14 protein-coding genes and 1 pseudogene are annotated in these 11,600 nt (G+C 63.2%); 4 read left to right on the top strand and 11 right to left on the bottom strand.

From position 1 onward, the window contains the following. The first annotated feature begins 103 nt into the window (after positions 1 to 103). Both JOY90_RS27015 and JOY90_RS27010 read left to right on the top strand, forming a co-directional pair. Positions 104 to 370, top strand: a complete 267-nt coding sequence (locus JOY90_RS27015; RefSeq protein ID WP_291694157.1) for a DUF3551 domain-containing protein — start codon at positions 104 to 106, stop codon at positions 368 to 370. Further along, complete coding sequence (locus tag JOY90_RS27010) at positions 370 to 657, top strand: DUF3551 domain-containing protein (protein WP_291694156.1); 288 nt, start codon at positions 370 to 372, stop codon at positions 655 to 657. Before JOY90_RS27015 ends, JOY90_RS27010 begins: the two co-directional genes overlap by 1 nt. Before the next feature lie 53 nt (positions 658 to 710). Here JOY90_RS27010 and JOY90_RS27005 read toward each other — a convergent pair whose 3' ends face one another. From JOY90_RS27005 to JOY90_RS26955, 11 genes and pseudogenes are all read right to left on the bottom strand, one after another. Next, positions 711 to 1,478: an outer membrane beta-barrel protein gene (locus tag JOY90_RS27005; RefSeq protein WP_291694155.1), complete on the bottom strand. Its 768-nt coding sequence runs from the start codon at positions 1,476 to 1,478 to the stop codon at positions 711 to 713. A 377-nt stretch (positions 1,479 to 1,855) separates the two neighbouring features. Then, positions 1,856 to 2,090: pseudogene (locus tag JOY90_RS27000) on the bottom strand (transcriptional regulator); the annotation flags it as partial. Between the two features lie 16 nt (positions 2,091 to 2,106). Next, complete coding sequence (locus JOY90_RS26995) at positions 2,107 to 2,808, bottom strand: ABC transporter ATP-binding protein (protein WP_291694159.1); 702 nt, start codon at positions 2,806 to 2,808, stop codon at positions 2,107 to 2,109. A 4-nt stretch (positions 2,809 to 2,812) separates the two neighbouring features. Beyond that, a complete protein-coding gene (locus tag JOY90_RS26990) occupies positions 2,813 to 4,093 on the bottom strand; it encodes a lipoprotein-releasing ABC transporter permease subunit (protein WP_291694154.1) in 1,281 nt (426 codons plus the stop codon). A gap of 252 nt (positions 4,094 to 4,345) precedes the next feature. Further along, positions 4,346 to 5,659, bottom strand: coding sequence for a proline--tRNA ligase (gene proS, locus JOY90_RS26985; protein WP_291694153.1), 1,314 nt, complete (start codon positions 5,657 to 5,659; stop codon positions 4,346 to 4,348). Positions 5,660 to 5,907: 248 nt separating this feature from the next. After that, the gene (locus JOY90_RS26980) at positions 5,908 to 6,135 is read right to left on the bottom strand and encodes a hypothetical protein (RefSeq protein ID WP_291694152.1); all 228 of its coding nucleotides are present in this window, start codon (positions 6,133 to 6,135) and stop codon (positions 5,908 to 5,910) included. A 109-nt stretch (positions 6,136 to 6,244) separates the two neighbouring features. Further along, complete coding sequence (locus JOY90_RS26975; RefSeq protein WP_291694151.1) at positions 6,245 to 6,772, bottom strand: copper chaperone PCu(A)C; 528 nt, start codon at positions 6,770 to 6,772, stop codon at positions 6,245 to 6,247. 17 nt (positions 6,773 to 6,789) lie between these two features. Next, positions 6,790 to 7,752 carry a copper homeostasis membrane protein CopD gene (gene copD, locus JOY90_RS26970; protein ID WP_291694150.1) on the bottom strand — a complete coding sequence of 321 codons (963 nt, stop codon included), beginning with the start codon at positions 7,750 to 7,752 and terminating at the stop codon, positions 6,790 to 6,792. A gap of 18 nt (positions 7,753 to 7,770) precedes the next feature. Then, positions 7,771 to 8,127, bottom strand: coding sequence for a copper resistance protein CopC (locus tag JOY90_RS26965; RefSeq protein WP_291694149.1), 357 nt, complete (start codon positions 8,125 to 8,127; stop codon positions 7,771 to 7,773). An 11-nt stretch (positions 8,128 to 8,138) separates the two neighbouring features. Continuing rightward, entirely contained in the window at positions 8,139 to 9,140 is a 1,002-nt protein-coding gene (locus JOY90_RS26960) for a hypothetical protein (RefSeq protein WP_291694148.1), read from the bottom strand. Positions 9,141 to 9,198: 58 nt separating this feature from the next. After that, on the bottom strand, positions 9,199 to 9,573 hold the full coding sequence (locus JOY90_RS26955) for a DUF2946 domain-containing protein (protein WP_291694147.1): 375 nt from the start codon (positions 9,571 to 9,573) through the stop codon (positions 9,199 to 9,201). A 685-nt stretch (positions 9,574 to 10,258) separates the two neighbouring features. On the opposite strand from JOY90_RS26955, the gene JOY90_RS26950 reads away from it, so the two are divergent. Further along, complete coding sequence (locus JOY90_RS26950; RefSeq protein ID WP_291694146.1) at positions 10,259 to 10,426, top strand: hypothetical protein; 168 nt, start codon at positions 10,259 to 10,261, stop codon at positions 10,424 to 10,426. A gap of 144 nt (positions 10,427 to 10,570) precedes the next feature. Then, on the top strand, positions 10,571 to 11,593 hold the full coding sequence (locus JOY90_RS26945) for a sugar ABC transporter substrate-binding protein (protein ID WP_291694145.1): 1,023 nt from the start codon (positions 10,571 to 10,573) through the stop codon (positions 11,591 to 11,593). Positions 11,594 to 11,600 lie beyond the last annotated feature (7 nt).

Here is an 11,600-nt window from a genome sequence, read left to right as displayed (position 1 = left end):
CGTCACGGCTGTGGCACACGCGCGACACGAGGGAACGTGAGTTGACCACGCGTCACCGGATTGATCCTCTGGGGTTCAAGGCTATCGGGCGGGGGAACGAGCCATGAAGCGGATCACGAGTGCGCTGTGGATGTTGACGGCGGCCGGCGCGGTGCAGCCGTTCGCGGCGCTGGCGCGCGACTATCCGTTCTGCATGAAGGGCGGCGACAGCGACAGCTTCAATGGCGACTGCAGCTACGACACCTACCAGCAGTGCCAGGCGACGGCGTCGGGCCGCAACGCCTACTGCGATGCCAATCCGTTCTACAATGGCGGCAGCGAACGCGAATCGCAGGCCGGTCGCCACAACATGTCGCGAAGGAGATTTTGATGCGAATCCCAACCCTGGCGCTTCTTGCGGGCGGCGCGCTCGCCCTGGCCGCGCCCGCCCAGGCGCAGACCTACGATCCCAACTATCCGGTTTGCCTGCACGTGTTCAGCCGGGGTGCCAACTACTATCAATGCACCTACACCTCGCTCGCGCAGTGCCACCTGTCCGCCTCCGGCCGCGCCGGCACATGCGACGTCAATCCATATTTCCAGGGCGGGGCCTTCTACGACGAACCGGGTCCCTACGTGCCCCACCACCGGCGGCGACATTACGAACCCGCCTACTGAACCCTGCTCCGGGTGAAGAGCCGATACGGCTCTTCATCCATAGCTGCACGAGATCAGAATTTCATGAAGGATGGCCCGAACTTGTAGTTCACGCGGACCATGCCCAAATCGACGTCCTGGGTGATGTTGTGCGTCATGGCGGCGGCGCCGCCGACCGTGGTGAAGTTCAGGTTCTTGTTGCCCAGGAAGATGTGGTCGTATTCGACGCCGACCGACCAGTTCGGCGCGAAGCCGTATTCCAGGCCGGCGCCGACGGTGCCGCCCCAACGCGTGGTGTTGGCCTGATCGAGCACGACGTTGGTCGCCGTGGTGAAAGTGTTGTACTTGTCGCCGACGACGGCGCCGCCGCCCTTGACGTAGGCCAGCACGTTGTTGAAGGCATAGCCGACCTGGCCGGTGAAGAGACCGAAGGCGTTGACCTGGGTGCGGTCGGAGACACCGGGCAGAATCTGGTTGATCCTGGTGCCCTTGAAGTCCGCCCAGTCGCCTTGCGCTTCGACGCCGAACACCCAGTTCGCCATCTGGAAACGATAGCCGATCTGGCCGCCGACCAGCGCACCGCTCGCGCTGGTGCAGCCTTCGCGATTCATGGCGGGATTGACGGCGACACCGGCGTTGGAGACGAGATTCCAGCAATCGCGGCTCGCGCCACCGCCGGCGTTGGCACCGATGTAGAAGCCGCTCCAGTCGTAGATCGTGGCAGCCACGATCGGCGGAGCCTTGGTATAGGGCCTGGGCTTGGCCGCGAGGTCGGCCGCGGAGGCGGGAGCCGATGCAACGACTGCCCCCAACCCGGCCATTGCGACGAGAAAATTCTTCATGTGTCGAACTCCGTACCTTTCCTTCGAGGCGCTTGAATAGATCCGATTGTCCACCCCCCGATGGGTAGCGGCCTCATTTGCGGCGTACGCACGGGTTCGCCACGCGCGCGCTGCGTGCGAAGAAGTTAATTGCCGGTTTCGGGCGTTAATGCGATTCCGATCGGGCGTTTCTGCGGTTCACGAAACCCCTGTATTTGCAGGGCTCGCGCGGATTCGGGGAACCCGGATTCGCCGATTGAATGGACAAATCGTGGCCGGCCCCCGGCAGGCCACATTGGAACAGCGTTGATGTTCCCGTTGATGTTTCCCCGGGCAGAATCTCGCTCGATTCTGCCGGCAATGGTGGTTGCAGTTGCAACCACCAAGAATCCGCGACTTCAGATCGGCGTGTAGATGAATCAGCTTCAAAGCCGGATCGTCGTTTGCCTGAAGGCTCGCATGCTCGAATCGCAGCCGCGCCTTGCGCGGGTGATGCAACAGTTCTTCGCCGCCGCGGACGTTGCGGACGTCGTGCGCCTCCCACCACGCGCCGAATTCGCAACAACCCCTGCGCAGCCGGTCGAGCAGGTCGATGAACGCGGGATCGCCGGCCCACAAATCGTGGGTCGCGCGACGTTGAAGCGGGCAGCTATTCCAGCTCGACGACCTCGCCGTTGACGAGCGATACCCGGCGGTCCATGCGGCCGGCGAGCTCCATGTTGTGAGTGGCGATCAGCATCGCGACGTTGGTCGCCTTCACGAGCTGCATCAGCGCGTGAAAGACGTGGTCGGCCGTGTTCGGATCGAGGTTGCCGGTGGGCTCGTCGGCGAGCAGAACCCGTGGCGCGTTGGCCACCGCACGCGCGATCGCGACCCGCTGCTGCTCGCCGCCGGAGAGCTCGGTCGGCCGATGCCTGATGCGCTCGCCGAGGCCGAGATAGCTCAGGATCTCGGTCGAGCGCTTGATGGTTTCGGAGCGCCGCAGGCCGCGGATCATCTGCGGCAGCATGACATTCTCGAGTGCCGTGAATTCCGGCAGCAGCCGGTGCGATTGATAGACGAAGCCGATGTCGGTGCGACGGATCTGGGTGCGCTCGACGTCGGCCAATTGCGAGGTCGGCGCGCCGGAGACGTAGACCTCGCCGTCATCGGGCGTCTCGAGAAGCCCCGCAATGTGCAGCAGCGTCGACTTGCCCGAGCCGGAAGGCGCCACCAAGGCCACCGACTGCCCGGCCCATAGCGCAAGCTTGGCGCCGTTGAGGATGGTCAGCGGCACCTCGCCCTGCATGTACTGGCGCTTTATCTCGTGGAGATAGATGACCGGTACATCTTCCGCGGCCTGCCCCATCAGCCCCTCACTCGTAGCGCAGCGCTTCAACGGGGTCGAGCCGTGCGGCGCGCCAGGACGGATAGAGCGTGGCGAGGAAGGACAGCGTGAGCGCCATGATCACGACCGCGGTGGTCTCGCCGAAATCCACCTCAGCCGGCAGTTTGGAGAGAAAATACAGCGTCGGATCGAACAACTCGGTGTTGGTCAGCCAGGACAGAAACTGCCGGATCGACTCGATGTTGAAGCAGATCAGGATCCCGACCAGGAAGCCGACGAAGGTCCCGACCACGCCGATCGCCGCCCCGGTGATCAGGAACACCCGCATGATCGCGCCCTGCGAGGCGCCCATGGTGCGCAGGATGGCGATATCGCTGCCCTTGTCCTTGACCAGCATGATGAGGCCGGAAACGATATTGAGGGCTGCGACGAGCACGATCATGGTCAGGATCAGGAACATGACATTGCGCTCGACCTGGAGCGCATTGAAGAAGGTCGAATTGCGCTGCCGCCAATCCACCAGGAAGACCGGCCGTCCGGCTGCCTCGGTCACGGCCTTGCGGAAGGCGTCGATCTTGTCGGGATTGGTGGTGAAGACCTCGATCGCCGACACGTCGTTGGGACGATTGAAATACTTTTGCGCCTCGGCGAGCGGCATGAATACGAAGGTCGAATCATATTCGGACATGCCGATCTCGAAGACGGCTGCGACCTTGTAGGGCTTGATGCGCGGGGTCACGCCCATCGGCGTCACCGCTCCCTTCGGCGATACCAGCGTGATGCTGTCGCCGGCATGCAGCGACAATTGGTCGGCGAGCCGACGGCCGATCGCCACCCCGTCGCCCTCGTCGAATCCCTCGAGCGTGCCCTGCTTGATGTTGGAGGCAATCGAGGTGAGATTGTTGAGATCGTCGGCGCGAATGCCGCGGATGAACACGCCGGTGGCATTGAACGGCGAGGAACCAAGCCCCTGGCCGTCGACGACTGGCGCGGCCAGGCGGATGCCCTGCACCTGGCTGATCCGATCGGCGACATCCTTCCAGTCCGTCAAGGGCGATTCCAGCGGCTGCACCAGGAGATGACCGTTCAGCCCGAGGATCTTATCGAGCAGTTCCTTGCGGAACCCGTTCATCACGGCCATCACGATGATCAACGTGGCGACGCCGAGCATGATGCCGAGAAAGGAAAACCCCGCGATCACGGAGATGAATCCTTCCTTGCGGCGCGCCCGCAGATAGCGCGCCGACAGCATCCATTCGAACGGCGCAAACGGTGCGGTCTGGATCGGTTCGGTCATGGTCTCATCCATCGCTCGATAATCCCATGATTGCGGTTTTTTCCTTGGCTTCAAAGGCTTCGCCTTGGGCTATTCGGTAACTTTCCAGTATCGCGCGAATCCCACCAGATTCCGCGCAATAATAGTGCTGTAAAGCGGGCTCGGCCAATCAATCCAGGAGTTTTCCTCACGCTTGGCAGCGGGCGTCTTCGATGCAATGCCGGCTCGGTTCGACGTAGAGGTCGCCCGATGATCTGCGGCCACCTCGATCGGCGGCCTGCGTGGTCAGAAGCGGCCGACCACGTCGGCGAGCGGCACGTTCTCCCGCCCGCCATCACTGCGCCGCTTCAACTCCACCTTGCCTTCGGCAAGACCTTTCGGCCCGACCATGATCTGCCAGGGAATGCCGATCAGGTCGGCGGTGGCGAACTTGGCGCCGGCGCGCTGGTCGGTGTCATCGTACAGGACATCCACTCTTTTCGCGGAAAGCTCGCGATAGAGTTTTTCGCAGGCGGCGTCGGTGTCAGCACCGCCCTGCTTCAGATTGAGGATGACGACGCTGAAGGGCGCCACCGCCTCCGGCCACTTGATGCCGGCCTCGTCGTGGCAAGCCTCGATGATCGCGCCAACCAGGCGCGAGACGCCGACGCCATAGGAGCCGCCATGGATCGGCACCTCCGCGCCGTCAGCTCCCGCAACAAGGGCTTTCATCGTGTCGGAATATTTGGTGCCGAAATAGAAGATCTGGCCGACCTCGATGCCCCTGGTGCGCACCCGTTTTGCCTCGGGCACCTCGCGATCGAAGTGCGCGGCGTCGTGCACGTCCTCGGTCGCGGCATAGACCGACGTCCACTGCTTGATGACCGGCGTGAGATCGCCGTCGTAATCGACGTCCTCCCCGGGAACCGGCAGATCGAGCACGTCGCTATTGCAGAACACGGCGGACTCGCCGGTCTCCGCCAGTACGATGAACTCGTGGCTGAGGTCGCCGCCGATCGGGCCGGTCTCGGCGCGCATCGGAATAGCCTTCAGGCCCATCCGCGCGAACGTGCGCAGATAGGCGACGAACATCTTGTTGTAAGAGCGCCGCGCCGCAGTCTCGTCGATGTCGAAGGAATAGGCGTCCTTCATCAGGAACTCACGGCCACGCATCACGCCGAACCGCGGGCGCTGCTCGTCGCGGAACTTCCACTGGATGTGGTAGAGATTGAGCGGAAGATTGCGGTACGACTTCACATAGGCGCGGAAGATCTCGGTGATCATCTCCTCGTTGGTCGGCCCGTACAATAGCTCGCGCTTGTGGCGATCGGTGATGCGCAGCATCTCCGGGCCATAGGCATCATAGCGCCCGCTCTCGCGCCAGAGGTCGGCAAGCTGCAGGGTCGGCATCAACAGCTCCAGGGCGCCGGCGCGATCCTGCTCCTCGCGCACGATCTGCTCGATCTTCTTCAGGACGCGAAAGCCGAGCGGCAGCCAGGCATAGATCCCCGCGGCCTCCTGCCGCAGCATGCCCGCGCGCAGCATCAGCCGATGCGACACGATCTCGGCTTCCTTCGGATTTTCCTTCAGGATGGGCAGAAAAAAACGTGACAGTCGCATAGCAGGACCTTGGAGGAATCGGGGGACCGGGTGCGTGCGACGCCAGTCAAACCGGATTGGGCGCGAAAAGACAAGAGAGAGCTTTAGAAAAAGCCACTAAGTCGCCGAATTTCCTGCCGTTTTGCCGACATACCCGCGTGCTGGAGGTACACCTCCTCAAGATGAGGACGGCAATCCGATCCGGTCATTCGGCAACGGCTGCGCCGGCACCTCGAAATCGTCCTCGAGCGTGACTTGCTTGAACGGGGTTACCGCCTCGATCCGCATATGCCCGCGTCCGACGGATGGCAGCGGCGCGTCGTCGACGTGCCGGTGGCCGTCAGCTCCCAGCGTTGCGCTCGGTCGAGCGGCTCGACGCCCTGGCCGGGCGGGCTCAGCAGGAGAATGGCCTCGTTGACGGGCAGCGGCGTACCCTCGCCCGTCATCAGTTGCAGCACGGAGCTGTCGATCCCCACGACGCCCGGCGAGATCAGCACACTGGAACATCGCCTTGTCCGAGTGAATGTGGACAGCCAGCGGCGTAGCGCCGGCAGCGGCGCGCCAAAGAGCACGCGCAGCGATCGGCGAGCCCACGGCACCGACACTTCACATCTTCATATCCTTATGCATCTGCATGTGATCGCCCGCCGCGGCCGGTCCCTGGGCGCCAACGCCCTGAACATCGAACGTCACCTGCACCTTGCCGGCCTTTTCGAACTCGAGCGTGATCGGCAATTTGTCGCCCTGCTTCAACGGATTCTTCAAATCCATCATCATCAGGTGGTAGCCGCCGGGCGCAAGCTTGACGGTCTTGCCGGGTTCGATGGCGAGTCCGCCCTCGAGCGGACGCATCTTCATGACGCCGCCGTCCATGCTCATCTCATGGACCTGGACGCTGCCCGCGGCATCCGAGGTCGCACCGATCAGCCGATCGGCCGCACTTCCCTTGTTCTCGATGGTGAGATAGCTGCCGCCGGTCCTGGCGCCCTTCGGCGTGGCGCGGCTCCAGGCCTGGCTGATGACGAGGTCGCCGGCCTTGACCTCCTGGGCGCGTGCCGGCACCGCAACCAGACAGGCGGCCAAGACGGCTGCCAGGGCCGCGTATGCAATCGAGGTGGTGGTCAATCTTCGCATTTGCTTGCTCCTTTCTGCTAATTCACGAGATGGGCAGCCGGGTGCAACGTGCCGAGCATGCCGACAATGGCGAGCACGAGCAGTCCAAGCACGAACTCGACGACGGTATTGCGCATCAGTCGGTGCACCGTCCTGCCCTGCGCTTCGCTGCCTGGGGGAAGCGCCAAGCCAGGCGTCAGAACCGTCCGGTTGACAGCTGCAAACATCAGCATCACGGCGAAAACGGCAAGCTTCATCATCAAGAGCCAACCGTAGGCGTTGGTGATCAGACCGCGCCACGAGCCGACGAGAATCCAGGTATTGATGATTCCCGACAAGATCAATGTTGCCACGCTGGCGATGCCAAGCATGGAGAAACGCCTGACTGCCTCGAGCTCGAGCGGCACCGCCGCGATCGGCTGATTCGGACTGCAGGCGCGGAGCAGCAGCGCGAGTGGCGGCAGGCCACCGACCCACGCCGCGGCGGCGCATGAATGCAGGGCGTCCGCCGCCAGGTGCAGATATCCCAGTGCGTGCGGCGTCGAACCCGCGTGTCCGGTCCAGGCTACCGAGGCCGTCAAGCCCAGCGCCGCCCCCAGGCCAAGCCAGCGTCCCCATGCCGAACGATCGAAGGCCAGGCCGATCGCCAGCACGATCGCGACCCCAAGGCGAACCTGCATGACGATCCCGAATTGCGTCAGGGTCATCACGTCACGCAGCGCCCCCGACGTCACCGCCTCGCCAAAACCTTCGTCGCTGAGCTGCTCCGTCAGCAGCACGGCCCAGATAAATCCCGAAACCACCACGATGGGAAGGCCAGTCCAAGCCAGCCATCGGATCTGCGACCCAATGCTGGCGCTCGCCTCGCGTCGGCAACGCAAGGCTGGCTCGGCAACGGCCTCGCGGAAAATCAGTCCGCCGGCCGTCACCGCTGCGGCTCCGAGATGGAGCGCGCGCGCGGCGACGATCGGTCCGTCGATGTCCGTACCAAGCCACGTCATCTGCTTCGGGCTCTTGCCTTATTGACCCACCCGGAATGTGAAATCGCCTTCAGTCCTGTGCGTGTCCACGGAGAGGACATGCCATTTCACGTGATAGGTCCCGCTGCCCCCGGCGCGCAACGAGACCGACATCTGCTCGCCGCTGACACGCGCCTTTCCCGTGTCGACGCGCTCGCCGGCCGCATTGGTCACTGTGATGCCGCTGAAAGCCTGCTCCAGCTTCTGCGTGAACCACAAGGTCACCGCGCGTGGCGGGCTCGCCACCGTATTGCCGACGCGGGGCTCGGCATGGTCGAGCAGCGCGTGGGCGCTGGCCTGCTCGGCAGCCAGCAGGAGAAATAGCGGAATGGCTCCGACAAAGAATGAGCGTTGCATGTCCGGCTCCTTCAGTTGTTCGCAAAGGGGCGTGCGGGCGGGGGGGCATTGCCGAACAGCGGCCTGCCGATGCCGTTCGGATCGATGTCGTCGAGATAGAGATGCAATTGCCCGATCACCCCGATATTGCTCCCGCTTTGGCGATTGACCGGGACCAGCGCCTCGACGCCGACCTGGAACTTGTTGCCGACCCAGATCACGCCCGGATTGATCGTGCCGGTCGTCACTGTACCCGACGTCAGCGTGTTCGACACCGGCGTCTGCAGGTTGGCTTCAACCAGTGGAATCAGGTGATTGATGAAGTCGGGCAGGCCGAGATCGACGACCGCCGATTTCAGATAGGGCATGCTGTACTGGATCGACGCGCCCCAGTTCAACACGCGCGGATTGAACTCGGTGTCGACCGTCTGCAGACCGGTGTCCGGATCGATGTCGAAGGTCGAGGTCGAGCTGCGTCCGGGAATGGCGTAGCCGACCTGGCCCGTGATCGCGACCGGCCTGATCCAGGACAAGGTGTCGGGAAGGTCGCCCAGGCCTTTGCCGAAGTAGAGAGTCGGCGTGTAGACGTTGAACGACTCAGCGCCGACATTCGCCGATCCGGTGCCGCCCCACTCAACGCTGAGGCCGGCCGACAGGACGAACTCATGCTCCGGGCTCTTGAACACCCGGTATTTGAAGGTCGTCTCCAGGTTCTGAAAGCCGTTGGCTCCCGCCGCGGTGGGATCGACGGGTCCCAGGAAGGTGTAGGTCGAGGCGAACGAGATCGCGAAATCTTCGGTGATGCGCTTGGAGAACTCGCCGGAGACATCGCGCTGCCGGACCGGCGGCACGTCGCCGGTCTTGAAGCTGTCGACGGTTGGAAAGGCGAGTTCGTCGTTGACGCCCGGATCGTCGATGCCAAGGGTTGCCGGGAAGAAGCGGTTGCCGACGATTTCGTGGGCGAAGCCGGTACTGACTGGGATGAGTGCGATGGCGAGTCCTGACAAACCCGCGCGCCATGATCGGATGGACATTGGAGAATCTCCGCAAACTGTAGAATGTGATCGCGTGCGCGGCCGTTCGGCCGCAACGTCAGATCGACAGTGGCGGGGCACGCGCCTGCGTGTTGGAGCCAATACGGGGCGGCGACCGGTCCTGCGCCGTGTCGCACCAAACGACCCTCGCCGCCTGGCGTGGCGGCGCTGCGACAACGACGACCTGCGGCGTATCCAGCGACGCACCGCCCTGCCCCGCGCAGCAGATCGAGCAGGCGCCATCATGGAGATGATGATCGCCTCGGTCGGTTTGCCCAGCCGCTGCGGCCGGATCGCTATGGCATATTTCCGCGAGCTGCAGCGGATCGGATGCGGCGAGCGCCGCGGCCCAGCACGCCCCGATCGGTGCCAGGATCTGCACCATCAGTGCGATCAGAACGATCGGAAAGAATCTCTGAAATAGCCGTCGCATTCTGCGAGTCACCAAGAAGAGACCGCCAACTAATCACCAGGCCGCAGGCTAGTCGAGGCCTGAAAAGCCACACCGTCGTTGCGCAGCCGCAAAGCGAGACGATTTGCGGGCCATCCCTGCCCTTGAACGACCTCCGCTTCGCAAAATTCCGTGCTCAGCCTTTCCCGAAATGAAGGTATTATATTACCCCGATCCGATACCTGCATACAGACGTGCTGGTCGGTGGTCAACTTCCAATCATTTCGCAGATTGCCCGAACTTTGAACAATCGTTGCTTCCATAGATGACAAAGTCGCCAAGATAGTCTACGAATCTGCACACAGGCGTGCCCACGGTCAGGTGGTCAAAGTCTGGTGGTCCAAGTCTCGGGAGGAACCCTGGCGCGCAAAAGCAGCGTCAACCCGCCAATGAAATCCAAGCCTGAATTTGCGGGCAAATAGGGTCGACACAATTTTTCGAGCAGGGTTAGTCACCCTGCTCTTTTTTTGTGACACGATCCTTAGGCGACGATCGCTGTCAGTCCCGGCGGAGCCATATGGTACCCCTGTGCCGAGCCATCAGGCAAAGTGACGATCCGGCGAGATCGATTTTCCGGCGCCGAGAGATTTGTCCGACTGCCAACGGCGAACTTCCGTCGATCATTATCTCGCATTGGCAAAAGCGGCATCTGTCCCGGCCACCGCGATTGCACTTTGCCGACGCCGATTTTCGTCGCAGCCGCAATCAACCATCCCGCCGATACCGCATCGAACCTCAGCTGGACCGGCAAGCTCTCCGCTTCATCGAGCGGCCGATCGACATCCGGCACCTGATCGATTTCGTGCCCGGCGCGCTGCCGCTCCGCCGCATCTGAACCACAGCCAACAAGGGCCGGCAGCCCGAACCCCTTCGATGGGCGGGTGGCGGGAACGTTCGGACTGTGAGAGACTGATTCCCGCCGCCGGCGGCCGCCCAACGATGCCCCGGTCATGAGCAAAGACAAATGAGGGAGCGAACGATGTCCGGGAAGGATTTCTCAACGACCAGGCGTGATCTGTTGCAGGCTGCGGCGACCGCCGGCGCCGCCTCCGCGCTATTGAGCGGGATCGGCGTAAGCCCGGCACTGGCGGCCGAGACAGGACGTTCGGAAAAGCCGTTGAAGGCCGCGTTCTCCAACGCCGGCCTGCAGGCGACCTGGTGCGCGCAGGGCAAGCAGGCCGCAGAATGGTGGGGCAAGCTGTTCAACGTCGAGGTCACCTGGTTCGACGGCCAGCTCGACGCGGTCAAGCAGCGCGCCGCGATCGACAACATGGCATCGCAGAAGTGGGACTTCGTCGCGATCCAGGCGTTCGGCATCGGCACCTTGACGCAGCCGGTGCAGAAGATGATCGACGCCGGTATTCCCGTCATCGACATGGACACGCTGATCGCGCCGCTCGACCAGATCAACGTGCATGCCTTCCTCGCCCCCGACAACGAGTTCATGGGCGCGTCGGTGACGCAGGCCCTGGTCAACGCATTGGGCGGCAAGGGCAAGGTGATCATGACCCAGGGCGCGCTCGGCCATACCGGCGCACAGGGCCGCGCCAAGGGGTTCGAGAGCGTCGTCAAGCAATATCCGAACATCGAGGTGCTCGACACCCAGCCCGCGGACTGGGACGTCTCGAAGACCGCGCGGCTGTGGGAGACCTACCTCACCAAATATCCTCAGATCGATGCGGCGTTCTTCCATAATGACGATATGGCGCTCGCCGCCTACAACATCATGAAGGCGCACAACCGCACCAATATCCTGATCGGAGGGGTCGATGCCATGCCGCCGGCGATCCAGGCGGTGGCCGAGGGCCGCATGTTCGCCACCGTCCGCAATCCCTCCTGCCGCATCCATGGCGGCGCCATCGTCGCCGGCGTCGCCGCCGTGACCGCGGGCGAAAAGACCGGTCAGGGTGGCATCCCGAAGAACGTCGTCACCGACGGTCCGGTCGTGACAAAAGCCAATGCGCCCGGCATGCAGTGGATGGAGGATCACTTCCTGATCTGAGCCGTCG

Origin of the sequence: Bradyrhizobium sp. (assembly GCF_019242285.1) — a bacterium.
Classification (GTDB): domain Bacteria; phylum Pseudomonadota; class Alphaproteobacteria; order Rhizobiales; family Xanthobacteraceae; genus Bradyrhizobium.
This window is presented reverse-complemented; position numbering and strand designations above follow the sequence as displayed.

What these genes read in the sequence shown, in the direction of transcription:
- JOY90_RS26960 (WP_291694148.1), bottom strand. Translation starts at nt 9,140, where the DNA reads ATGTCCATCCGATCATGGCGCGCGGGTTTGTCAGGACTCGCCATCGCA.
- copD (WP_291694150.1), bottom strand. Translation starts at nt 7,752, where the DNA reads ATGACGTGGCTTGGTACGGACATCGACGGACCGATCGTCGCCGCGCGC.
- JOY90_RS26990 (WP_291694154.1), bottom strand. Translation starts at nt 4,093, where the DNA reads ATGGATGAGACCATGACCGAACCGATCCAGACCGCACCGTTTGCGCCG.
- JOY90_RS26945 (WP_291694145.1), top strand. Translation starts at nt 10,571, where the DNA reads ATGTCCGGGAAGGATTTCTCAACGACCAGGCGTGATCTGTTGCAGGCT.
- JOY90_RS26975 (WP_291694151.1), bottom strand. Translation starts at nt 6,772, where the DNA reads ATGCGAAGATTGACCACCACCTCGATTGCATACGCGGCCCTGGCAGCC.
- JOY90_RS27005 (WP_291694155.1), bottom strand. Translation starts at nt 1,478, where the DNA reads ATGAAGAATTTTCTCGTCGCAATGGCCGGGTTGGGGGCAGTCGTTGCA.
- proS (WP_291694153.1), bottom strand. Translation starts at nt 5,659, where the DNA reads ATGCGACTGTCACGTTTTTTTCTGCCCATCCTGAAGGAAAATCCGAAG.
- JOY90_RS26965 (WP_291694149.1), bottom strand. Translation starts at nt 8,127, where the DNA reads ATGCAACGCTCATTCTTTGTCGGAGCCATTCCGCTATTTCTCCTGCTG.
- JOY90_RS27015 (WP_291694157.1), top strand. Translation starts at nt 104, where the DNA reads ATGAAGCGGATCACGAGTGCGCTGTGGATGTTGACGGCGGCCGGCGCG.
- JOY90_RS27010 (WP_291694156.1), top strand. Translation starts at nt 370, where the DNA reads ATGCGAATCCCAACCCTGGCGCTTCTTGCGGGCGGCGCGCTCGCCCTG.
- JOY90_RS26955 (WP_291694147.1), bottom strand. Translation starts at nt 9,573, where the DNA reads ATGCGACGGCTATTTCAGAGATTCTTTCCGATCGTTCTGATCGCACTG.